Source organism: Pseudomonas sp. GL-B-12 (assembly GCF_019955895.1).
Classification (GTDB): Bacteria; Pseudomonadota; Gammaproteobacteria; order Pseudomonadales; family Pseudomonadaceae; genus Aquipseudomonas.
The window spans coordinates 23,594-46,670 of the sequence record NZ_JAHBCX010000045.1 but is presented as its reverse complement, the minus strand read 5'-3'; the positions used below and the strand labels follow the sequence as shown (position 1 = coordinate 46,670).

At 49.0% G+C, this 23,077-nt stretch carries 20 protein-coding genes; 18 read left to right on the top strand and 2 right to left on the bottom strand.

Features of this window, described 5'->3' with window-relative positions; all coding sequences use genetic code 11:
* Window positions 1–230 precede the first annotated feature (230 nt).
* Entirely contained in the window at window positions 231–1,625 is a 1,395-nt protein-coding gene (locus KGA85_RS23870) for an undecaprenyl-phosphate glucose phosphotransferase (RefSeq protein WP_223543429.1), read from the top strand.
* A 673-nt stretch (window positions 1,626–2,298) separates the two neighbouring features.
* Here KGA85_RS23870 and rfaH read toward each other — a convergent pair.
* Window positions 2,299–2,829 carry a transcription/translation regulatory transformer protein RfaH gene (gene rfaH / locus KGA85_RS23860; protein ID WP_223543428.1) on the bottom strand — a complete coding sequence of 177 codons (531 nt, stop codon included), beginning with the start codon at window positions 2,827–2,829 and terminating at the stop codon, window positions 2,299–2,301.
* 629 nt (window positions 2,830–3,458) lie between these two features.
* On the opposite strand from rfaH, the gene KGA85_RS23855 reads away from it, so the two are divergent.
* From KGA85_RS23855 to KGA85_RS23845, 3 genes are all read left to right on the top strand, one after another.
* The gene (locus KGA85_RS23855) at window positions 3,459–3,899 is read left to right on the top strand and encodes a low molecular weight protein-tyrosine-phosphatase (protein WP_223543427.1); all 441 of its coding nucleotides are present in this window, start codon (window positions 3,459–3,461) and stop codon (window positions 3,897–3,899) included.
* A 37-nt stretch (window positions 3,900–3,936) separates the two neighbouring features.
* The gene (locus KGA85_RS23850; RefSeq protein WP_223543426.1) at window positions 3,937–6,162 is read left to right on the top strand and encodes a polysaccharide biosynthesis tyrosine autokinase; all 2,226 of its coding nucleotides are present in this window, start codon (window positions 3,937–3,939) and stop codon (window positions 6,160–6,162) included.
* Window positions 6,163–6,672: 510 nt separating this feature from the next.
* Window positions 6,673–7,995, top strand: a complete 1,323-nt coding sequence (locus KGA85_RS23845) for a UDP-glucose dehydrogenase family protein (protein ID WP_223543425.1) — start codon at window positions 6,673–6,675, stop codon at window positions 7,993–7,995.
* Window positions 7,996–8,144: 149 nt separating this feature from the next.
* On the opposite strand, the gene KGA85_RS23840 is transcribed toward KGA85_RS23845, so the two are convergent.
* Window positions 8,145–8,408 (bottom strand): hypothetical protein, encoded by a 264-nt coding sequence (locus KGA85_RS23840; protein ID WP_223543424.1) that lies wholly within the window; start codon window positions 8,406–8,408, stop codon window positions 8,145–8,147.
* Here KGA85_RS23840 and KGA85_RS23835 point away from each other — a divergent pair.
* The 14 genes from KGA85_RS23835 (at window position 8,389) to KGA85_RS23765 (ending at window position 23,077) form a co-directional block, all read left to right on the top strand.
* Window positions 8,389–9,420: an O-antigen ligase family protein gene (locus KGA85_RS23835; protein ID WP_223543423.1), complete on the top strand. Its 1,032-nt coding sequence runs from the start codon at window positions 8,389–8,391 to the stop codon at window positions 9,418–9,420. The genes KGA85_RS23840 and KGA85_RS23835 overlap by 20 nt on opposite strands.
* 47 nt (window positions 9,421–9,467) lie before the next feature.
* On the top strand, window positions 9,468–10,460 hold the full coding sequence (locus KGA85_RS23830) for a hypothetical protein (RefSeq protein WP_223543422.1): 993 nt from the start codon (window positions 9,468–9,470) through the stop codon (window positions 10,458–10,460).
* 52 nt (window positions 10,461–10,512) lie between these two features.
* Window positions 10,513–11,790 (top strand): flippase, encoded by a 1,278-nt coding sequence (locus tag KGA85_RS23825; protein WP_223543421.1) that lies wholly within the window; start codon window positions 10,513–10,515, stop codon window positions 11,788–11,790.
* Window positions 11,771–12,556, top strand: a complete 786-nt coding sequence (locus KGA85_RS23820; protein WP_223543420.1) for a polysaccharide pyruvyl transferase family protein — start codon at window positions 11,771–11,773, stop codon at window positions 12,554–12,556. The genes KGA85_RS23825 and KGA85_RS23820 overlap by 20 nt, the downstream gene beginning before the upstream one ends.
* A 30-nt stretch (window positions 12,557–12,586) precedes the next feature.
* Window positions 12,587–13,747: a glycosyltransferase gene (locus KGA85_RS23815; RefSeq protein WP_223543419.1), complete on the top strand. Its 1,161-nt coding sequence runs from the start codon at window positions 12,587–12,589 to the stop codon at window positions 13,745–13,747.
* An 8-nt stretch (window positions 13,748–13,755) separates the two neighbouring features.
* Entirely contained in the window at window positions 13,756–14,298 is a 543-nt protein-coding gene (locus tag KGA85_RS31290; RefSeq protein WP_317850338.1) for a CatB-related O-acetyltransferase, read from the top strand.
* A 568-nt stretch (window positions 14,299–14,866) separates the two neighbouring features.
* Window positions 14,867–15,823 (top strand): glycosyltransferase family 2 protein, encoded by a 957-nt coding sequence (locus KGA85_RS23800; protein ID WP_223543418.1) that lies wholly within the window; start codon window positions 14,867–14,869, stop codon window positions 15,821–15,823.
* A 61-nt stretch (window positions 15,824–15,884) separates the two neighbouring features.
* Entirely contained in the window at window positions 15,885–17,006 is a 1,122-nt protein-coding gene (gene gmd, locus KGA85_RS23795; RefSeq protein ID WP_223534928.1) for a GDP-mannose 4,6-dehydratase, read from the top strand.
* A 2-nt stretch (window positions 17,007–17,008) separates the two neighbouring features.
* Window positions 17,009–17,986: a GDP-L-fucose synthase gene (gene fcl / locus KGA85_RS23790; RefSeq protein ID WP_223543417.1), complete on the top strand. Its 978-nt coding sequence runs from the start codon at window positions 17,009–17,011 to the stop codon at window positions 17,984–17,986.
* Window positions 17,986–19,194: a glycosyltransferase WbuB gene (locus tag KGA85_RS23785; RefSeq protein ID WP_223543416.1), complete on the top strand. Its 1,209-nt coding sequence runs from the start codon at window positions 17,986–17,988 to the stop codon at window positions 19,192–19,194. The genes fcl and KGA85_RS23785 overlap by 1 nt, the downstream gene beginning before the upstream one ends.
* Before the next feature lie 3 nt (window positions 19,195–19,197).
* Window positions 19,198–19,668, top strand: coding sequence for a GDP-mannose mannosyl hydrolase (locus KGA85_RS23780; RefSeq protein ID WP_223543415.1), 471 nt, complete (start codon window positions 19,198–19,200; stop codon window positions 19,666–19,668).
* A gap of 28 nt (window positions 19,669–19,696) precedes the next feature.
* On the top strand, window positions 19,697–21,106 hold the full coding sequence (locus KGA85_RS23775) for a mannose-1-phosphate guanylyltransferase/mannose-6-phosphate isomerase (RefSeq protein WP_317850337.1): 1,410 nt from the start codon (window positions 19,697–19,699) through the stop codon (window positions 21,104–21,106).
* A 477-nt stretch (window positions 21,107–21,583) separates the two neighbouring features.
* Window positions 21,584–21,877, top strand: coding sequence for a hypothetical protein (locus KGA85_RS23770; RefSeq protein WP_223534938.1), 294 nt, complete (start codon window positions 21,584–21,586; stop codon window positions 21,875–21,877).
* Between the two features lie 87 nt (window positions 21,878–21,964).
* Window positions 21,965–23,077, top strand: coding sequence for a polysaccharide biosynthesis/export family protein (locus KGA85_RS23765; RefSeq protein WP_223543413.1), 1,113 nt, complete (start codon window positions 21,965–21,967; stop codon window positions 23,075–23,077).

Genomic DNA, 23,077 nt, shown 5'->3' with positions numbered 1-23,077 from the left:
GTCTCGTGGGCTCGGAGATGTGTATAAGAGACAGCAGTTACACCAACCTCTCGTTAAAAGTCGTCAGACAGCACTCGCGTCAATAAATTATTCTATTCACTGATGAGAGCGCCGCTCGTTGGCGTTTCGCTCGTCAATGCAACGCCATCTTATAAAAACAATAACTCTTGCTTCATCAACTTTGGCTGTTGTCTGTCGAAACGCGAATGGACGTATTTTGGGGATATCGCATGGTTAACAATCTTCGTATCAATCGAAATACCACCCTCAAAGGACTGACCTTCTGGGGACAGTGGGCACTTGGCCAAGGCTTTGTTGTTGCCCTGTTATTAATATTGGTTTACTACCAGACGGGTACGGTAGAGTTCTATTATCGAGTGTGTGCAACGCTTACTGTACTAGCATCGGTTCCAGCCTATACCTGGTGCGGCGCCTATGCAAAGAAGGACAATTACCTGGAGGGCTTGCTGAGACTTCTGATGGGTTGGTCAATGACACTGGCAGCGCTAGCTATTGTCGCCTTCCTCTGTAAGGCCAACGAACTGTTTTCTCGTCAAATCATCCTGGTATGGGCTTTCTGCAGCTACATCGGGCAGGCGTTGTTGTACGTCCCACTGCATGGTTTTTCGAAGTACTACCAACGGGCGCTGCAAATTGAGCGTAGAACGCTGATTGTGGGTACTGGCGAGCTGGCACTGGGCTTGGCTAACAAGCTTCGTGCCCTCGAGCACTTCCCGTTGGTCGGCCTGGTAAGCTCCGACACCACTCCCTTGCCGGAGACGGGTATGCCACCTGTCGTAGGCCCGCAAGAGGAACTGCTCGAACTGATCAAGACCCATGACATCCGACGCCTGTACATCACACTGCCCCTGAGCGAAGCGGCACAAATCGAAGAAATGTATGTCGACTTGCTGGATGCCAACGTCGATGTGGTCTGGGTCCCGGACTTGAACAGCCTGACGCTGCTCAATCACTCGGTCAGTGATGTGGATGGCATGCCGGCAATCCATTTGATTGAATGCCCGCTGACCAGCCAACCCACTGCCGCCCTGAGTAAAAGCCTGTTCGATAAAAGCGTGGCGCTGATGGCCATTGTCGCCCTAAGCCCGTTACTGCTGATCATTGGCCTGGCCGTCAAATTCACCTCCCATGGCCCAGTGTTTTTCAAACAGGACCGCCATGGCTGGAACGGGAAGGTCATCAAGGTCTGGAAGTTTCGCTCGATGCGCGTGCATGACGATCACGAGGTCAAGCAAGCCAGTCGTAACGACTCGCGGATCACCCCGATCGGGCGCTTTATCCGCCGCACCTCCATCGATGAGCTACCGCAATTGTTCAACGTCTTGCAGGGCCATATGGCGCTGGTCGGGCCACGTCCTCATGCCGTTGCGCACAATAACTACTACTCCGGCAAGATTCTTGCCTACATGGCGCGCCACCGAATCAAACCGGGGATCACCGGGCTGGCTCAAATCAACGGTTGCCGCGGCGAGACCGACACCATCGACAAGATGCAGAAGCGCGTCGAGATCGACCTCAAGTACATCAATAACTGGTCGTTGTGGCTGGACGTGAAAATCCTGGTGAAGACGCCGTTCACCTTGCTGTCAAAAGACATTTATTGATGGTGTGCCTGCAGGCTAACCAGGGGACGCAAGCCATTTGCGCAGTGCGTTAGCCTCGTCACCCGTGGCTGGACCTTCACCAGCCACGCCTGCAACTGCACCAACACCGGCAGACTGTTCTGCTGCCAACTTTCGTGGCGATGTTCATCGCCGACTTCTTTTAAATCCCCGCTATATACCGTACAGCTTGTTGACCAGATTCAGGGCGATATTGGCACGCCCGGGCTTACTTTCAGACTGAACCCTTTGCACCTCAACAAGCTTGCGTCAGGCAGGCACAACGGCAGCAGTCGGTCGTTAAAAAAGTGGATACAGGGCAATCGCGTCACGACAAAAACCGTATTCGCGAGTTGGAACGCCAGCTACGCCGCAAAGATGCGGCCTTGGCTGAGACCGCTGCTTTCCAGGTGCTGCGAAAAAAGCTCAATGCCTACTGGGGGGGGGGGAAGCGAAGATGAGGGCAACTGACCTTGTTGCCAGAACGGTATCTGCTCGTTGATTGGCTGGCCGAGCGCATTGTGACGGGCACCCACAAACATCCTGACGGATGCACGGACGACAACCGCCAGGTCCATACCCTGAAATGCGCCTGGCGAATCAGAGCGGCATGGTATCGATCCTGGAAGACACTGCAAGGAAGATCCCGATGATGACAAGTGAGCAATGCGCCGTATCAATGCTTACAGATATCAGCCAAGGGGACGCTAATTCTTTGCTCACGCTGCAGTAGTGTCATCAGGAGCAACACTCGCTGCTCTCCCACCATCGCCAGGAAGATCGCTTCCACATCGACAAAAGGCCCCTCATTGATACGCACCCTCTCTCCACAGGCAAACCGAGCCTCTACAGGGGCTCCGCTATCGCGCTCATAAAGCTGGGCGATCAAGTCATCACCTACGGGCAGCGGCTTGCCCCCAAAACTGACAATTCGCAATACACCGCGGGTAGAACGCAAAGGCGCCCAACTCTCACCCGAGCCGAGCTGGATAAACAGATAACCCGGGAACAGCGATTCACGAACAGCCCTCCTGCGCCCCTGTAAAACACGCTCGCGCAGGTGCGTAGGGCGAAAACAGGTATATCCCTGGTTAACCAGATTGATCTCTGCACGCTCGTCCTGGCTCGCCTTGCATTGAACCAAATACCATGCACTGGCGGTGAGACTCTCAGGCAAGGCCGTTTGAACAGCCGAAGCACTATGGATGGACACAATCAGCCCCTTCTGCGCCTATATGGTCAAGTAGCTCCGTGGTTTTCTCCCCGACCTTGCGTCGGAATTCTCCCAAGGATGGAAACGCACCTGGAAAACGGAGTTGGCCGATCATGGAAACTTCGCCCTTTAAAAACACGCGAAACTTATTGGCAATAAACGAATGCCAGGGAACGCATTACCCAACGCAACCGCCTTACACTTATCATCAAACTACACCCGCGATATTTAACACAGCCCAATACAGGACAACACAAAAAAACCGAAAACGTTATAAATCGTCCGATAACAGACAGAAATGTTATTTAATATCTGGATTTGTATGTGGATATTTTTTTTGCTGTATGGCATTCAATAATCACATGGCATTTAATGGTTGATGTTGTCGTGGGTTGCCAGTTATGATTTTTACCATAGCAACTGTTAAGCACGCTCCCAGTCCGGATTCCAGCAGACCAGAGTCTTCGCAGTGAAAAGCTTCATCCAGTACGGTAACTCCTCACGGAAAGAGGCACACACCCAATAGCTGCAAACCGTCAAAAAAGTGCCATTGAAGAAAAGTAGAATTTCAGTCTTTCCAATTGCACCATCACCGTAAGTGTGGAATTTCCAGGGAGGTTGCCTTGTTTAACAAGATTCTAATCGTTTGCATTGGCAACATTTGCCGAAGTCCTACTGCAGAACATTTGTTGCGAGAAGCACTGGTCCGGTCCGACATCGAAGTCAGCTCCGCCGGTCTTGGCGCGCTACAAGACCACCCTATCGAGCCCACCGCCCGGATCGTCCTGGAAGAACATGGCCATCTGCCAAAAGAGCACAAAGCCAATCAACTGACCCCTGCCGCCATCAGCGAATCGGATCTGATCCTGGTGATGGAGCAGTCGCACATAGACCGTGTTCTCAAGATCGCACCTGAAGCGCGTGGAAAGGTCTTCTTGCTGGGCAAGTGGCAGAACAACCGTGAAATCAGCGACCCCTACCGTCAAGGCAAACCCGCTTTTGTGCATGCATACGCGTTGATTGAAGAAGCAGTAGCCGCCTGGGCAACGCGTCTCGCACGCTAAACCATTCCTCGAACACCTGTTAAAAAAGAACCCACTTATGCAGCAAACTCCAGCATTAACCTCACATGACGATGATGAAATCGACTTGATGGGCCTACTTGGGACACTGGTCGATCATAAATGGTTGATTGCCGGGATCACTGCTGCCTCCATGGTCGTTGGAACGGCCTATGCGGTGTTGGCCACTCCTGTTTACCAGGCAACTGCCTTGATACAGGTGGAGGCCAAAAAAAATGACATGCTCGGCTTCTCCGATATCAACAGCATGCTGGGTAAAGAGTCGCCTTCAGCCACAGAAATTGAATTAATCAAGTCGCGCGCCATCATCGGCAAGGTTGTCGACAATCTATCGCTCGATATCACTGTCGAGCCGAACCGTTTTCCGGTGATCGGCGACTTTATTGCTCGTCGGTTCAAGCCAGACGCTGTTAATACGGTCGCGACGCCATGGTTTGGCATGAACAGTTTTGCCTGGGGTGGCGAAACCCTGAAAATATTTCAGCTCAAACTCCCACAAGAGCTCCTGAGTAAGACGCTCACGTTGGTCACCGGTGAAAACGATCATTTTACGTTGCTGGATGAAGACGACAATGTTCTGGTCCAAAGCCAAGTGGGACAAGCCTATGACCAAGACGGCATTCAACTGCAGGTCGAAGTGTTGCGGGCGAATCCGGGTACAACGTTCAGCATTGTGCGTGACCCACGCCTGACCAGTATTTTGAAGTACCAAAAGGTACTTGATGTATCGGAGCGCGGTAAAGAATCCGGCATGATCGGACTGGCTCTTGAAAGCGAGAAACCGGCCGAAGCCATTCAAATCCTCAATGAAATCGCCAAGCTCTATGTACGGCAAAATGTCGAGCGGACGTCGGCCGAAGCCGCTCAAAGTCTGGAGTTTCTAAAAGATCAGCTACCTCAGGTCCGTAAAGACCTGGAAAAAGCCGAAAACGCCCTGAACAAGTATCAAATTCGTAGTAAATCCATCGATATCAGCCTGGAAGCCAAAGCCATTCTCGATCAGATCGTGGCGCTTGATACCAGCATCTCCGCACTGAAAATGCAGCAAGCGGAAATGGATCGCAAGTTTACCCGTCAGCACCCCGCCTATCGGGCCTTGCTCAGCCAATTAGGCGAGCTGACAGCCAAGCAGGATGGCTTGGCCAAAAAAGTCGAGGGCCTGCCGTCAACGCAGCAAGAACTGCTTAGCCTCACCCGCGATGTAAAAGTCAGCACCGAAATTTATACCCAGCTCCTGAATAAATCCCAGGAACTGGATGTGATGCGTGCCGGCACCGTGGGCAATGTGCGCTTGATCGATACCGCCGACGTGGATCTGCGCAAGCCCGTTAAGCCCAAGAAGGCCCTCATCGTACTCATTGCCACCCTGTTCGGGGCTCTGCTGGCGATTGCAGTGGTGCTTTTTCGCAAAGCCCTTAACCGCGGCGTGGAAAGTCCGGATCAAATTGAACAGTTGGGGTTGCCGGTGTATGCAACCATTCCTTTCAGCACGCTGCAGAAAGGTGAAGAAAACAAAATCCCCCGTAGTAGCCGGGGCCGCGCCAACAAAGTCGCTCCCATACTGGCCAGTAGTCACCCCACCGACCTGGCCATAGAAGGATTGCGCAGCCTGCGCACCAGCCTGCACTTCGCCATGCTCGAAGCCAGCAATAATCGCCTGATGATCTCCGGCCCGAGCCCCAAGGTAGGTAAAACGTTCATTTCCGCCAACCTCGCCGCAGTCGTCGCTCAGACCGGCCAGCGTGTATTGCTCATCGACGTGGATATGCGCAAAGGGTATCTGCATAAAGTATTCGGAGTCCCCGCTGAGAACGGGCTTTCTGATTTACTGGTTAAGCGCTGCGACCTTGCAACCGCGATTAATAAAACTGAAATCCAGAACCTTGACGTTATCGGCCGCGGCCAAATACCGCCCAATCCTTCAGAACTGCTAATGCACGCGAACTTCAGTGCCTTTCTGGAGCAAGTCAGCGCTCAATACGACCTGGTGATTCTGGATACCCCGCCGTTGCTGGCGGTGACGGATGCGGCCATTGTCGGCCGCCAGTCGGGCACCAGCTTGATTGTGACGCGTTTTGCGCTTAACCCGGTTCGTGAAATTGAATTGACCATGCGTCGCTTTGCTCAAAATGGCATTGATTTGAAAGGCGCCATTTTCAATGGCGTCGAAAAACGCGCCTCCGCCAAATACGGCTATGGCGACTATGGTTATTACAACTACGAATATAAGTCGGACAGCGTTTAATTTGCACACCATTTTTAATGATAGCCGAGCGCGTCTGAGACTCTAAGGGCGCTCATTTACTGCATCTGCAACATAGAATGTGAACATCTGAATAAATCAAGCTGCTTTCAGGGACTTGCATGTAATCCTGGGGCGGTAGCATGCCTGATCACCACCCTGGCTAATGTATAAGTTGAATGGCTCACCTATTCGTGGGCCAACTCAGTGACTGCTGATGCCATGCACGACACAAGAGCACATCCTCGATGTGCCAATTCCAGGTCAACCCACGCAGTTGAAAGTAGTTCTGCGCCGCGTCAGTTGCCGCACCTGCGGCAAAAAACGGAAACGGTTAGCTGGCGGGACCGGTATGCCCGATTGGCCCTGCGCTTGGTCGATGCGGCCATTAAAGCCTGAGAGCGTGTTCCAGCATGTAGCGCAGACGTTCTGCCTTGCATTTAGACACCGTCCGGCAATTAACTTAGACCTATTTACTTTTCACCACACGCCACACGCTCAAAGGGAATCGACATGAAAGTCACAGTTTTTGGCATCGGTTACGTTGGTCTGGTGCAAGGCGCCGTACTCGCTGAGGTAGGCCACGACGTAGTCTGTATTGATATCGATGCCAACAAGGTCGAACGCCTGAAGCAGGGCCATATCCCCATCTACGAACCTGGCCTGGAAGCACTGGTAAAAGAAAACCATGCCGCTGGCCGCCTGAACTTCACCACCGACGCAGCAGCAGGCGTGAAGCATGGCGAAGTTCAATTTATCGCTGTGGGCACACCACCTGACGAAGACGGTTCCGCTGACCTTAAATATGTACTGGCCGTTGCCGAAACTATTGCCCAGCATATGGAAGGCCATCAGATCATTATCGACAAGTCCACAGTGCCCGTAGGTACCGCCGATAAGGTTAGTGCCAAAATTTCGCAAGTTCTGGCGGCGCGTCAACGTGAAGACCTGGGCTTTGATGTGGTGTCCAATCCTGAGTTTCTCAAGGAAGGTTCCGCCGTCGCTGACTGCATGCGCCCGGACCGTATCGTCATCGGTAGCAATAGCAAAACTGCTGAAGATGTCATGCGCGAGCTGTACGCCCCCTTCAACCGCAATCACGAAAAAATCATCGTGATGGACGTGCGCAGCGCCGAGCTGACCAAATACGCCGCCAATTGCATGCTGGCTACAAAAATCAGCTTTATGAACGAGATGGCCAACTTGGCAGAAATGCTCGGAGCCGATATTGAAATGGTTCGCCAGGGTATTGGCTCCGACCCACGTATCGGCTACCAGTTTTTATATGCAGGTGTTGGCTACGGCGGCTCGTGCTTCCCGAAAGATGTACAGGCACTTATCCGTACTGCTGACAGCATCGACTTTGACGCTAAAGTGCTCAAGGCAGTGGAACATCGCAACGATGAACAAAAATCAGTGCTATTCAAAAAAATCTCTAAGCACTTTAATGGCGAGTTGAGCGGCAAAACTTTCGCATTATGGGGTCTTAGTTTTAAGCCCAATACCGACGATATGCGCGAGGCTCCAAGCCGGGTGTTGATGGAAGCACTGTGGAAAGCTGGAGCCAAGGTCCAGGCTTTTGATCCAGAAGCAATGGAGGAAACTCAGCGTATTTATGGTAGCCGGGATGATCTAAACCTGTGCGGCACCAAAGAGTCAGCACTTAAACACGCCGATGCTCTTATCATAGTCACCGAATGGCAAGCATTTAAAGCCCCCGACTTCGACTTGATAATCGAAAAACTAACCACACCAGTCATATTTGACGGTAGAAATCTTTATCATCCTGCAAGACTTTCAAAAAAGGGAATCACCTATTCCTCTGTTGGAAGATAAAAAACAGCCTAAATATTAACAGCCATTACATTTCATGTATTAGCATATCCACCATATGCTGTTAAAAAACCCTGGAACGTATGGCTGTATATAACGCACCAATAATCAAAGAGCTTTTCAAAAAAAACAATGCAAAAAATCAGAATGTATCATTTTGACGCTGTCGCTTTTTTAGCATTTTTTACGCTGCTTATGACAAAAGCCAGGTTCCGACTTGATAATTCAGAAAGCTTCCATTTTGGAGGCGCTGAGTTTGCTATTGCGCCTTTTGACATAGCATTTCTTATAATTTTTCTGATCATTTGTGTAAAAATTTCAACAAACTCATTCAGTATTGCCAAAGACAAACTAAACTGCATAGCAGCACTATACATACTAACAAATATCATTTCCGTGTTCACTTCAAGTGACATCGAATTCTCCATATACGAAATCATAAGACAGCTAAAGTTTTTTATAATTTACCTATGGCTAAGATCGCTTTTCACAACATCTGAGGGAAAAAGATTATTATATATATCTTCATGCTTTGCCGTTTTAACTCAGCTATTTTTTGTTTACCTGCAGGTAATAACCGGTACAACAACATCAGGCATGAACAATGAAGAGGTTGAGTTAAATAAAATTGCAGGCGGCATTGTTAGAACCGTGGGAACATTCGGCCATCCCGGCCTATTGGCACAATATCTAAATATCATTTTGATCGCAATATTAGTCAAGGCATTAGTTGCAAAAGGAGTACCCAAGAAACTTTATGCCACAATTTACATAGCGGGGACACTTGCAGTAATTCTTACATACTCTAGGACAGCACTCGCGATACAACTAGCCACACTTTTCTTAACGCTATTTCTTTTCCCGCACGTCGAACAAACTAAGAATCTATCAAAAAAGTTCATTACCTACTTAAGTGTGCTTGTAGGCTTCGTAGCTATAATATCGTTTAATTTTGATTCAATACTGAGCCGTTTCGAAAATGCTTCAACGGATAGCGGAACAGTCAGAATCCTCTTATCAAAAATTGCACTAAATATGATGTCGGAAAATCCTATTTTGGGCGTAGGATTAAATTCTTTCACCCAAGTAATGGATAAATACGATGATACAATGATGTCAAGTTACTGGAGACACCCCGTACACAACATATACTTATTAGTTGCCTCCGAACTAGGACTAATAGGAATCACAGTCTTTATCATTAAACTCTATATTTTCTTCAAGACGGGAATTATCACATTAAGAAGAAAAAAAGCAGACGAACAAATAAACAAAGAGTTTGCACTAATTGGAGTTATAGGCTTATCCGTTATATGCCTGTCTGGTTTCCTAGGTTGGTCATGGCGACTGGACGCAATCCAAGGCCTTTATTGGACATTGTTAGCCGTTATCGCAAGTACTTACAAACGCCCTACTGCCAGGCTATAGTATTTAGCGCTTACTTACTCACTTACTAACAATGACGAATCTATTCAATGAAAAAATTCAATATCATTTATTTCCCAGCCAACAAGAACTATAATCCTTACAATACCCGCATACAGGAAATAGTCCGTCAATCAGGGAGCGCTCCCAGAGGACTAAATTCAATCTTCAAACCAAATTTTATTTTAGGTGCATTCTCTGGCAGAAAGAACATATTCATTTTAAATTGGTTTGAAGACTACCCCTTTGACACAAAGGGTCGTGTGAAGCCGTTAAAATTAATATTCTTCACTTGTATTTTGTTCTACGCAAAAATTTTTGGAACCATTTTCTACATCAAACACAACTTTACAAAACACAACCTTGACAGCAAACACTCAAAGTTCCATACATTCTGCCAACGTTTAGTCGAAAAAAACTCTTCAGAGATTTTTGTTCACTCCGAAAGAGTGTCGGAGAAAAACAATTACACGTACATTCCACATCCCCTCTATAAGATTATGGACCAACCAGCTAAAGCTGGGGATAAGTATTTTCTATGCTTCGGCATGATAAGTAGATACAAAGGCTACATCGAGCTTCTAGACTACTGGCCGAAAGCCTATCCTCTTCTGATAACAGGACCTTGCAACGACCTAGAGTTAATTGCCGAGCTTGAGCAAAAAATAAAACTTAAGCAACTAAACGCAACCGTTTTAGCGAAAGAACTTTCCGACCTTGAATTAGAGGCCACAATTAAAAACTGCATAGCAGTGATACTTCCACACACAAACAATAGTTGTATAGTCTCAGGTGCCGCATACTTGGCTTATAGCCTAGGGGCTTTAACTCTCGTTAGAGACGAAAATTTGTTAAGCAATTTGGCTGAGCCGAGCCTAACCAAGAGACTGGACAACCAAAATATAAAAACCCTTTATGAGATGTCTGAGAATGGCACATTAGAGAACGATTTGGAGCGACGCAAGCACTACGCGGCCAACAAGTACTCTGACTCTATTATTTTTCAGGGCCTTATCGATAAAATACACCTCCATACTAAATGAAAGTATTTGCAACCTAGCCGCCCACCCTAAACTTCAAAGAGAAGCTATTGTCGTGCTTAATTATCTTGCAAAATCTTTATCCGCTGTTGCCCTAGAAAAGATAATTTTATTACTCGTAGCTCTCCCTGTTAACATTTATATTATTAGAATGTTGGGGCCAGAACAATATGGGGTATTAAGCATCTATATAGTTCTTGCAACTATTTTATTTCAAGTCTCCGATTGTGGCGTAAGAAATATTTTTATCAGCGAATACTCTCACTCAAACAAAGACATCTTAGTATCAACCTATATAGCAATAAAATTCGCTGCCGCATTGCTGATATCCGCAATGTTACTGCTGTACTTTATAGCCTATGGCGCACAAGACACATCGGGATATTACATAGTAATCTGCATTTGTTTGATTTTCACTTTCGCAGACATCTTCGAGTCCATACAACTAAGCGAGCTTAAACAAACGCAGGCAGCTCGCACAAGACTAATCTCAGGCATCCTATCTAACCTTTTTAGATTCTTGATGATTTACATAGGTTTACCCCCATACTTCATAATAATTTCTTACGGGTTAGAATATGCCATCAAAGGAATACTTATATATAGCACTGGCATAAGAGTTAAAAATTACAATATCGATTTACCTTATACTCTAAAAATCCTAAAAAGGGCATTACCACTTACCCTCTCGATGGTTTTTTTACAATTGTATCACCGAGTTGATATATTCATCATAAAAGACTTGATGGACGATTCAAGTGTAGGGATATATTCAGCCGCAATGAAGCTTCTTGACTACCTGGTATTTATTGTAGTCGTTTTAAATACCGTAATTAATCCAATTTTAGGTCGAGAGAAATCAGGTTCGAAATTAAACAATCTATACCGTAACTATTATTTTGTAGTTTTCTGGGGCGCAACACTTATCTGCTTTGCTACGCTTCCTTTTTCAAGCTATATCATATCGAAGCTTTATGGCCCAGAGTATTCAGCGTCCATTCAATTATTCAACGTAATGTTATATTCCCTACCATTCATTTTCTTAGGGAGCGTAAGTGGTTTTTGGTACGTTAATAACGGGTTAGAAATATACGCATTGATTCGGAATATTTTAGGCCTGTGCTTGAACATAGCACTAAATTATACGCTCATACCTCACTACGGATTACTGGGTGCTGCGTGGGCAACTCTTATTTCCTACATTGTCACGTCCTTAATAATTGACGCTCTTTTTGCAAAGACTCGACCTGCGTTTGTAATAAAAATTACCGCTTTAATAAATTTCAGAATCACCTACAAATGGACAAAAAAAAATGCAACCAAAACTCAATAAAGAACATACTTTTTGGTGGAGCCCTCGATCACCGCTGGGATTAAATTTCCTCCGTAAAGAAAATGCAGGCGACCTGCTAGGTCCTCATTTGGTTCATCGGATTTTGGAAAGGTCCAGGCTCGATGCTAAAAAAATTCAAACAAACAACCGCTTAATTTCAATCGGCTCAGTACTGCATTTTGCTCGTAATGGCGACACGATCTGGGGTACAGGAGTCAACGGAAAAGTAGACCCAAACCTACATAAGTTCACCAATTTAAATATAAAAGCTTTAAGAGGCCCTCTTACGGCACATTTTTTAAACTCGAAAAACATTAAAACGCCTGATGTATATGGCGACCCCGGCATTCTAACATCTAGGTTCTGGCCAAAGTCTGACAACACTTCAGGTGAAACCATCTACATCCCACACATGAGGGAGGTAGTAGATACGAACATATCGAGCCGTTTCAAAGTAATCTCCCCCCTCATGAAGCTGGAGTTATTCATAAATGAAATACAAAAGGCATCAAAAGTAATATCTACTTCTCTTCATGGGATAATAATTGCCGAATCATATGGTATTCCTGCGGTCTTAGTAGAAAATAATTCAGGCGAGACACTATTCAAATACAATGATTACTTTCTAGGAACTGGGCGCGACAATGTATTAATCTGCAAAGACTTCAACTCAGCCCTAAACCATACACCACCAATTCCAGATTTGAAAAAGCACCAAGATGATTTATTAAACTCTTTTCCATATGAATTATGGATGGCATATTAACTCCTCTGCTAATACGTAAATAACTTTATTATGAATACAGAGCATGACCTGCCTAAAACATCTCATTCATCAATTATTTGTTACCACTTCTTTCCCCACTACAGAAAAGGCATCATAGAGGAACTGGCCCGACAAATTTCGCCCACATTCCTAGGGGATAACCGAGGGGTTGAAGGCATAAAAGCGTACGAATTCAGCGCCGATGATACATTCATCCAGAGCTCGTGCTTTTATATAGGTAAAATAATGGTGCAACCAAAAGTTATATGGGTAGCACTTACCGGAAAATATACTAGCTATGTGTTTTTAGCCAACCCAAATCATATATCAACCTGGCTTGCAGCTATCATTTGCAGATTGCGTTTCAAAAACGTTGTTTTCTGGGGACACGGTTTCAAATCTGACAAAAAGACAAAGTCCAACTTTATAAGAAAGATTTTTTTTAAACTTGCCAATTCTTTCTACACTTACGGTTGGCGCGCCAAAGATAACGCTGTCAACTTAGGCTTTTCGAGCAAAAATATTCATGTTGGCTATAATTCACTTGATTACAACACTCAACTAAAAGTCAGGAACACTTTAGTTGCAAGCGAACCGAGCGATAGTGAAACACTTAATATAATATGTATTTCCCGACTTACATATGCATGCCGGTACGACATGCTATTCCAAGCAATTGAGCTTGCAAAAACCATAAATCCAAATATGGTTATTTCAGTAACACTTATCGGTGACGGCCCTGAGCGCGCGCATTTGGAAAAAATTGCATGCGATTTAAAAATAGAAACCGATTTCGTTGGTGAACTCTACGACGAAAAAATAATCGCAAGATATATATCATCAGCAGATGTCACAATTTCGCCTGGAAAAATCGGCCTTACGGCCATGCACAGTCTAATGTACGGAACACCTGTAATCAGTAATGATGACTATGTAAGCCAGATGCCTGAAGTCGAGGCCATCGTTACCGGCCATACAGGCGAAGTTTTCTGTAATGGAAGTATCTCTAGCCTTGCTGATGCACTACTTATTTTTAAATCTAAATACCTCGATAGAAAAAAAACTCGCGAGGAGTGCTTTTTAATGATTGATAAAATCTACAACCCCTCCAACCAAGCCCATATTTTAAAAATGGCGATTGAAGGGAACGATGCTCTCGAGGGTAAAAACGTTTTAAGTCTTTTCAAATAGGTGCCAGCATGAGTATCCGTGAGTATATTCGCTCATTTCGCAGAATGTATTGGCGTATCAGATTACGCCTTAAAAAGGTTGATCGTACATTTCTTGCCGGAGGCCACTCAAAAATATCTACGGATTTAATTGCCGGTGCTTATACATATATTGGCCCTGGGTGTGAAATCGGTCCAGGCGTAGAATTAGGTGCCTACACAATGATAGGTCCTAACGTGAAAATCATCGGGAATGATCATGTGTTCAACGTCCCCGGCACTCCAGTGATATTCAGTGGCCGGCCTCCCTTTAAGCATACCTTGATTGGACGCGATGTATGGATTGGAGCAGGGGCTATAATACTTTCAGGGGTTAAGATTCATGACGGTGCAATAGTCGCGGCAGGTTCAGTTGTCACAAAAGACATCGGGGCTTTTAGTATCGCAGGAGGAGTGCCAGCACACTTTATTAAAAAGAGGTTTAACGCGCTAACTGATGAAGAAACACATTTATCATTTCTTGAATCAGGCATTCACTCTTCCAACTACCCTGACAAGCTTAAAACTAATTAAGCGAGCCAATTGAGATGATAATCAAAAATAATAACCCGTATACATCCGCATCGTTTTCGTTGTCAAATCGTGTGCGACGACAAATATGGAATTATACTTGGCTAATGCTATTTCGCCCAAGCCCTAGACCCCTCCATAAATGGAGAGCTTTTTTACTGAAAATATTCGGTGCGCACATAGGCAAAAATGTACATGTGTACCCAGCTACACGAATATGGGCGCCATGGAATTTAGTGCTTGGCGACCATGTAGGCATCGCCGACGGTGTCACTATCTATAACATGGATACAATAAGCATAGGCAGCTACAGCGTTATTTCGCAAGGCGCACACCTGTGTGGAGGTTCTCACGACTACAACAGTCCAAATTTCCAACTTTATGCCAAGCCTATCACTTTAGGTGAGCATGTCTGGATTTGCGCTGAAGCGTTCGTCTCACTGGGCGTCAACATCCCGGATGGCGTAGTTGTAGGAGCCCGCTCTCTAGTAACCAAAAGTATTCTAGAACCGTGGACCGTTTGTGCGGGTCACCCAGCCAAGCAAATTGGCCAGCGCACAAGGAATAAGTAATGAAAGCGGAATCTGAACATCGACAATACCCGGACCTATCTGCAATCATTCTGACATTCAATGAAGAACTGCATCTTGAACGTGCTTTAGCATCAATTAGCGGACTTACTAAAGAAATTTTTGTTATCGACTCGTTTTCTACTGATCGCACGACCGAGATTGCTCGCGCCCATGGTGCAATTGTACTGCAAAATAAATTCATCAATCAGGCTAAACAATTCCAGTGGGCGCTGGATAACGCACCGATTTCAGGTGAATGGATACTACGTCTGGATGCAGACGAGATAATCGAATCTGATCTGGCAGCCGAGATAGTACAAAAGCTTCCAGCACTCGCCCCGGATGTTGTCGGCATTAATCTCAAGCGCAAACATATATTTATGGATCGCTGGGTCAAGCATGGTGGCCGCTACCCCTTGGTCATGTTGCGTATTTGGCGTAAAGGGCACGGTCGTATTGAGAATCGCTGGATGGATGAGCATATTGTTATCTGGGGCGGACGGACCGTGACCTTCGAGGGTGGCTTTGCAGATCACAACCTCAATGATTTGACTTTTTTTACTGACAAACACAATAAATATGCCACGCGTGAAGCTATTGAAATCCTGAATCAACGTTTGAACTTTTACCCTCGCGATCATTCAGTGACAACAGAGAGCACATCATTACAAACAGCGGCAAAATTTTTTATTAAAGAACACATATACAATCACATACCTTTTACCATCAGTGCCTTGATGTACTTTGTATGGCGATATATTTTCCAACTAGGATTTCTTGATGGCCGTTCAGGTCTTATATACCACTTCCTCCAGGGGTATTGGTATCGATTCCTAGTAGGTGCAAAAGTGATGGAACTGGAACGCGCCATCTCTCACTTAACAAACAAACAAGCAATTACTGAAGAACTCTCTCGATTAACTGGTCATTCGTTAATTCCAGAGCAACCGATTTAAGCATTGTAATGAACTCTTTCCGCACCATTTCCAAATTATTGAACACACAGGATATGTCACTATGAAAAAGCGCGCTCTAATCACCGGTATCACAGGCCAGGACGGCTCCTACCTTGCAGAGCTTCTGCTGGAAAAGGGTTATGAAGTTCACGGTATCAAACGCCGCGCTTCCTCATTCAACACCCAGCGCGTAGACCATATCTATCAAGACCCGCATGTCAATAACCGTAACTTCGTTCTGCACTATGGCGATTTGACTGACTCTTCCAACCTGACCCGCATCATCCAGGAAGTACAGCCGGACGAGGTTTACAACCTTGGTGCGCAATCCCATGTAGCCGTCAGTTTCGAGTCGCCGGAATACACCGCAGATGTGGATGCCATGGGTACATTGCGTATTCTGGAAGCAATCCGCTTGCTGGGTCTGGAAAAGAAAACCCGCTTCTACCAGGCCTCGACTTCCGAACTGTACGGCCTGGTGCAGGAAACGCCGCAAAAGGAAACAACACCTTTTCACCCGCGTTCGCCCTATGCCGTAGCCAAAATGTACGCTTACTGGATTACCGTTAACTACCGCGAAGCCTACGGTATGTACGCTTGCAACGGCATCCTGTTTAACCACGAGTCGCCGCGCCGTGGCGAGACCTTTGTAACCCGCAAGATCACTCGCGCCCTGGCCAATATCGGTCAAGGCCTGGAGCAGTGCCTGTTCCTCGGCAATATGGATGCACTGCGTGACTGGGGCCATGCCAAAGACTACGTGCGCATGCAGTGGATGATGCTGCAACAGGACGAGCCGGAAGACTTTGTGATTGCCACCGGCGTGCAGTATTCGGTACGTGACTTCGTACGCTGGTCCGCCGCAGAGCTGGGCATCAACCTGGAATTCGTCGGCGAAGGTGTGGATGAGCACGCGATTATTGCCAGCATCGAGGGCGACAAGGCTCCGGCGCTCAAGGTTGGCGACATTATTGTCAAAGTAGACCCGCGCTACTTCCGCCCTGCCGAAGTTGAAACCTTGCTGGGCGACCCGACCAAGGCCAAGCAAAAGCTGGGCTGGACCCCGGAAATCACCGTGCAGGAAATGTGCGCAGAAATGGTTCGCGAAGACCTCAAGGTCGCGCAGCGCCATGCCCTGCTCAAAGAGCACGGCCATGACTTGCCGGTGGCTACGGAGAACTGAGTATGGCCCGTGAGTTGAACCAGAATATCTTTGTCGCCGGCCATCGCGGGATGGTCGGCTCGGCCATCGTCCGCCGCCTGCAGGCACTGGGTTATACCCGTATTGTTGCTGCCGGGCGCGACACCCTGAATCTGCTGGATCAACAGGCGGTGCAGGCCTTTTTCCAGGAGCACAAGATCGATCAGGTGTATCTGGCGGCGGCAAAAGTTGGCGGTATTCAGGCGAATAACACCTACCCGGCTGATTTCATCTACGAAAACCTGATGATCCAGGCCAATATCATTCAGGCAGCGCACCTGAACGATGTACACAAGCTGTTGTTCCTCGGTTCGTCATGCATTTATCCCAAGCATGCCGAGCAGCCGATGCGCGAAGAGGCCTTGCTCACCGGTACGCTGGAGCCCACCAATGAGCCCTATGCGATTGCCAAGATCGCCGGGATCAAGCTGTGTGAAAGCTATAACCGTCAGCATGGCCGTGATTACCGCAGCGTAATGCCGACCAACCTGTATGGCCCGCATGATAACTACCACCCGCAGAACAGCCACGTGATCCCTGCCCTGCTGCGCCGCTTCCACGAAGCGGTACAGCGCGGCGACGAAGAGCTGGTGATCTGGGGTACTGGTAAACCGATGCGCGAGTTCTTGCATGTGGACGATATGGCCGCGGCCAGCATCCATGTGATGGAACTGGACGATGCCACTTATCAGGCCAATACCCAGCCGATGCTGTCGCATATCAACGTTGGCACCGGGGTTGACTGCACTATTGGTCAACTGGCTAAAACCATTGCCGAGGTCACCGGTTTTACTGGCAAGCTGACCTTCGATACCAGTAAACCGGATGGCGCTCCACGCAAGCTGATGGATGTGTCACGCCTCAAGTCACTGGGCTGGCAGGCCAGCATCAGTCTGGAAGACGGGCTCAAAGATGCCTATGACTGGTATGTCACTAACGTGCAACAGGCGCGGACACACTGATGAAGATCCTGCTCTACGGCATCAACTACAGCCCCGAGCTGACCGGTATCGGCAAATACAGCGGTGAAATGGCTGCCTGGCTGGCAGCTCAGGGCCACGAGGTGCGGGTCGTTACAGCCCCACCTTACTACCCGGACTGGAAGGTCTGGCAGGGCTTCAGCTCCTGGCGTTTTAACAAACGCCAGGAGGCTGGTGTCACCGTCATTCGTTGCCCGCTGTATGTTCCGGCCAAGCCGACAGCTATTAAACGCTTGCTGCATTTGGCCAGTTTTTCGCTGTCGTCGACCTTAGCCATGCTGGCCCAGTTACGCTGGAAGCCTGAATTGGTGATCCTGGTCGTGCCAACGCTGTTTTGCGCCCCCCAGGCACTGGCGCTGGCCAAGCTGACGGGCGCCACTTCGGTGCTGCATATTCAGGATTACGAAGTGGATGCCCTGTTCGGGCTATCCATTGCCAAGGGCGAGCGCCTCAAGCGCTGGGCGTTTGCTGTTGAGCGGGCGGCGCTACGGGCATTTGATCGCGTGTCGACCATCTCCAGTGGCATGTTGCAGCGGGCGGCAGAAAAAGGCGTTGCCAAAGAGCGGTTGAGGTTCTTTCCCAACTGGTCCGAAACCGCCCGTTTCCGCAATGTGCCACGTGATGCAGCACTGCTACGCAGGCTTGGCGTCGATCCTGACAAGCGCGTACTGCTTTACTCCGGCAACATTGGTGAAAAGCAAGGCCTTGAATGCGTGATCGAAGCGGCACAACGCATGTCAGCGCGAGCCGACCTGGTGTTTTTGGTGGTGGGGGAAGGTGCAGGTAAAGCCCGATTACTGGAGCTAAGCCAGCAGTACAACCTGCACAATATTGTGTTTGCGCCCCTTCAGCCCTATGACGATCTGCCTGCCTTGCTGGCTTCGGCCGACTGTCATCTGGTGATCCAGAAACGCGGGGCAGCGGATGCCGTATTACCGTCCAAGCTCACCAATATCCTGGCGGTAGGTGGCAATGCCTTGATTACCGCTGATCCTGACACCAGCCTGGGGTTGCTGTGCTCGGAGTACCCGGGTATCGCCACCCTGGTGGAGCCTGAATCGGTCGAAGCCTTGATCAAGGGTATCGAGACCGTTTTAGCCATGCCGACACCCAATGTGATTGCTACTGGCTATGCCTGCGAGTTTCTGGATAAAGACCAGATATTGAACCGTTTCCTGACCGAGATTTAAATCATGTGGCTCAGCAACGAACTGTTTCGCAGCGTTGTCGATTCAACACCCTTGATCTCCATCGATCTGGTGGTTCTAAACAGCAAAGGCGAATGCCTGTTGGGGCAACGGCTTAATCGGCCAGCCCAGGGCAACTGGTTTGTACCCGGCGGACGCATCCTTAAAAATGAAACCCTGGATGCGGCCTTCAACAGGCTGACCCTGGAAGAGTTGGGCAAGGCCAGTCAGCGTATCGACGCCCGCTTGTTGGGGGTATATGAACACTTTTACGCTGACAGCGTGTTTGCGGCGTCCGGGCAAGGTCCGGACACCCACTACGTAGTACTCGCTTACCAGTTGGTTCTGGGTGCAGACGACATATTGCACCCCCCTTACGCTCAGCATGATGCCTATCGCTGGTGGTCTCAGGCCGAGATGCAGACCTGTGAGCAAGTACATGCCAACACACGTGCTTATCTCGATGCACTGCGATAACTTTTAAAGCATACAAAGGAATATGAACATGCTCTTTCCGATCATCATGGCGGGTGGTTCCGGCTCCCGTTTGTGGCCGCTGTCGCGACAGCTCAATCCCAAACAGTTTCTGCCGCTGGCCGATGCTGATTTTTCAATGCTTCAGGCCACTATTCAGCGCCTTGACGGGCTGGGCGCCGAATTGCCGCGGCTGATCTGCAATGAACAACACCGTTTTCTCGCTGCCGAGCAACTGCGCCTGTTGGGGCTCGAGAAAGCCGGCATTTTGCTGGAGCCGGTCGGCCGCAATACAGCACCAGCCATTGCTCTGGCAGCCTTGCAGGCCTGCAACGAAGCCCAGGATCCGATCCTGCTGGTACTCGCGGCTGATCACCTGATCAAGGACGTGGGCGCTTTCCAGGCCTGTATCCAGACTGCCTTGCCTTTGGCGCAAGACGGCAAGCTGGTGACCTTCGGTATTGTTCCGACCCATGCGGAAACAGGCTACGGCTATATCGAGCAAGGCGCCGACGTGGGTATTGGCGGTTTCAGGGTAAACCGTTTTGTTGAAAAACCCGATCTGGTAACAGCACAAGAGTATCTGGCCAGCGGCAGTTACTTCTGGAACAGCGGCATGTTTATGTTCCGTGCCAGTCGCTACCTGGAAGAACTGGAAAGTTATCGCCCGGATATTCTGGCCGCTTGCCGTGCCGCGCTGGCCGGTGGCTCGCAGGATATGCACTTTACCCGTGTCGACGAAGCCGCCTTTGCCGCTTGCCCGGATGACTCGGTGGACTACGCCGTGATGGAAAAGACCGCCGATGCGGTGATGGTGCCACTGGATGCAGGCTGGAGCGATATCGGCTCCTGGACTGCACTCTGGGATGTGAGTGACAAGGACCAACGAGGCAATGTGTTCAAGGGTGATGTGCTCAACCAGCAGACACGCAACACCTATGTGCATGCGGACAGCCGCCTGGTTGCCACTGTCGGCCTGGATGATCTGGTGATTGTAGAAACCAAGGATGCGGTACTGGTCGCTCACAAGGACCATGTACAGGATGTGAAGAAGATCGTTGAGCAATTGAAAAGCGGCTCGCGCACTGAACATATCAACCATCGCGAGGTCTATCGTCCATGGGGCGTCTATGACTCCGTGGACAACGGCCATCGCTATCAGGTCAAACGTATCACCGTAAAACCGGGCGCCAAACTGTCGGTACAGATGCATCACCATCGTGCCGAGCACTGGATCGTTGTCAGCGGTACTGCCAAAGTGACCAATGGCGACAAGACCTATCTGGTCTCGGAAAACCAGTCCACCTACATCCCCATTGGCCAGGTCCACGCCTTGGAAAATCCAGGCGTCATCCCCCTGGAACTGATTGAGGTGCAATCCGGCTCCTACCTCGGTGAAGACGATATCGTGCGTTTTGAAGACAAATATGGCAGGGCGTGAAGCCATTACTGCATGGGTGATTTCCATGAGGTGGAAACGCTGTGAACATTCGAATGGCGCTGGTACAGCTCTATTCAAACAGTTCTCGCTGCAATACATATTGCAAAAAAAAGACGTGACCTAAGCTTCAATTTTGGCGCTGGCAGGCAGGCAATCCGCAAGGTTATAGCCAATAATTCTATTGATCACTCCCTGGGTGAAAGATCAAGCGAATCATGAGATCTGCACTACATAACCAATAACCACAGCAGGTCAGTGGAGATGTTAGAAAACGTCGGCAACTTCAGGTGCCCTGCGCAGGTATTCTAAAAGTGATATTGCAAAGATGAATGCCGATAAAGTGATCACTGGAGTGTCACGCTCGGTGCGCCCTGCTTCATCACGGTGCTTCATGCCGAATGCTCAACGTTCGTAACCTCCCACTTACGCGCTCGAGTTTTACCGCCGATACAGACGATCTATCAAAAGGAATTTCCCATGAGCAAATTATTTGTTTCCGCGCTAATGCTTTCTTTAAGTGCCTCCGTTTTAGCCGCTGAGCCTCCCGCAGCGTCTTCTGCTCCAGGCAAACCTGCAAAACCCGCAGAAAACGCTCCATTGAATCTGAACACCCCTCTCGTGGGCAGTCTGACCACAGGGACTGCTCTCGGCATCGGCGCTGCGGTTATAGCCGGAGCCGCTGCGCTGTCATCCAGTGGTGGCGGAAGCAACAATGACGGCGGCACTACTGGCACTACTGGCACTACCGGGACCACCGGCACCACCCGCTAAGCCCACTGCCAGATCGATCGCCCTCACCCCCCCGGAGTAATCCGGGGGGGTGGTTTTGATGTGTTCCCTCCACAAGTGTCCTCAATCATGATTCGTAGTTTGTCGCTCGCTGTGCTTGCAGGTGTTGCCCTGCAAGGCTGTATGTTCTCACCCGGTCAACACCTGGATACCAGCCAGATCGGCCGTGATGGCTCACCGGAAAGCAGTCGGATCGAGTTGATTCCGATAACGCCCAAACTGATTGCCCAGAACGCGGCGACAAAAGTGCAAGCCTCGGTGCCCGCCGAGTTGTTGGCGTACAAGCCGGGGGCTTACCGGATTGGCGCCAATGATGTGTTGTACATCACCGTGTGGGACCATCCGGAGTTGACCGCACCATCGGGTCCACAACAGCAAATTGATGCGAACGGTCGCCTGGTACGCCCGGACGGCACCATGTTTTACCCCTATATCGGCAATATTCAGGCCGCCGGTAAAACCATCGAGGAGCTGCGCGGTTTTATTGCCGAGCGCCTGACACAATACGTCGACAGCCCCCAGGTTGACTTGAGTGTGTTGCGGTTTGCCAGTCAAAAAGTCGTTGTTTCCGGTGCTATTTTGAAAGCCGGTCAACAGCCCATTACCACTTCGCCGCTCAGTGTCGTCGAAGCCATCAGTACTGCCACTATCGATCCATTCAATGCCGACCTTGCCGGCCTGACACTGACCCGGGACGGACGTGAGTATCCGCTCGACCTGGACTCGCTGAACAGCAAAGGCTCGCAGTTGCATAACGTCTATTTGAAAGACGGCGATCAGTTGTACCTACCCTACAACGACCGGAAAAAGATCTACGTCATGGGTGAGGTCAGCCAGCCTCGGGCGCTCACGTTCAAAATCAATCGGATGAATCTGGCGGATGCGATCGGAACGGTCGGTGGACTGAACCAGGCCACATCCAATGGCAATGCGCTGTATGTCATTCGAGGTGCCGAGAACCTTGAAACCGAGCCGGCAAAAGTCTTTCAACTGGACGCCGAATCGCCTACCGCGTTTGCTATCGCCAGCCGCTTCGATCTGCAACCCCAGGACATTGTCTACGTCGGCCCTGCAGGCGTGACCCGCTGGAACCGCTTGATCAGCCAGTTGCTACCTTCGGCCGTTATCCTGGGTACCGGAGCAGCGGCCACAAACAATCTCAGTGAAGCCAGCAGTCGATAA

Excerpts from the sequence above, each read along its gene's own strand:
- KGA85_RS23870 (WP_223543429.1), top strand. The coding sequence starts at position 231 with ATGGTTAACAATCTTCGTATCAATCGAAATACCACCCTCAAAGGACTG.
- KGA85_RS23850 (WP_223543426.1), top strand. The coding sequence starts at position 3,937 with ATGCAGCAAACTCCAGCATTAACCTCACATGACGATGATGAAATCGAC.
- KGA85_RS23845 (WP_223543425.1), top strand. The coding sequence starts at position 6,673 with ATGAAAGTCACAGTTTTTGGCATCGGTTACGTTGGTCTGGTGCAAGGC.
- KGA85_RS23840 (WP_223543424.1), bottom strand. The coding sequence starts at position 8,408 with ATGTCACTTGAAGTGAACACGGAAATGATATTTGTTAGTATGTATAGT.
- KGA85_RS23830 (WP_223543422.1), top strand. The coding sequence starts at position 9,468 with ATGAAAAAATTCAATATCATTTATTTCCCAGCCAACAAGAACTATAAT.
- KGA85_RS23820 (WP_223543420.1), top strand. The coding sequence starts at position 11,771 with ATGCAACCAAAACTCAATAAAGAACATACTTTTTGGTGGAGCCCTCGA.
- KGA85_RS23815 (WP_223543419.1), top strand. The coding sequence starts at position 12,587 with ATGAATACAGAGCATGACCTGCCTAAAACATCTCATTCATCAATTATT.
- KGA85_RS31290 (WP_317850338.1), top strand. The coding sequence starts at position 13,756 with ATGAGTATCCGTGAGTATATTCGCTCATTTCGCAGAATGTATTGGCGT.
- KGA85_RS23800 (WP_223543418.1), top strand. The coding sequence starts at position 14,867 with ATGAAAGCGGAATCTGAACATCGACAATACCCGGACCTATCTGCAATC.
- gmd (WP_223534928.1), top strand. The coding sequence starts at position 15,885 with ATGAAAAAGCGCGCTCTAATCACCGGTATCACAGGCCAGGACGGCTCC.
- fcl (WP_223543417.1), top strand. The coding sequence starts at position 17,009 with ATGGCCCGTGAGTTGAACCAGAATATCTTTGTCGCCGGCCATCGCGGG.
- KGA85_RS23785 (WP_223543416.1), top strand. The coding sequence starts at position 17,986 with ATGAAGATCCTGCTCTACGGCATCAACTACAGCCCCGAGCTGACCGGT.
- KGA85_RS23780 (WP_223543415.1), top strand. The coding sequence starts at position 19,198 with ATGTGGCTCAGCAACGAACTGTTTCGCAGCGTTGTCGATTCAACACCC.
- KGA85_RS23775 (WP_317850337.1), top strand. The coding sequence starts at position 19,697 with ATGCTCTTTCCGATCATCATGGCGGGTGGTTCCGGCTCCCGTTTGTGG.
- KGA85_RS23770 (WP_223534938.1), top strand. The coding sequence starts at position 21,584 with ATGAGCAAATTATTTGTTTCCGCGCTAATGCTTTCTTTAAGTGCCTCC.
- KGA85_RS23765 (WP_223543413.1), top strand. The coding sequence starts at position 21,965 with ATGATTCGTAGTTTGTCGCTCGCTGTGCTTGCAGGTGTTGCCCTGCAA.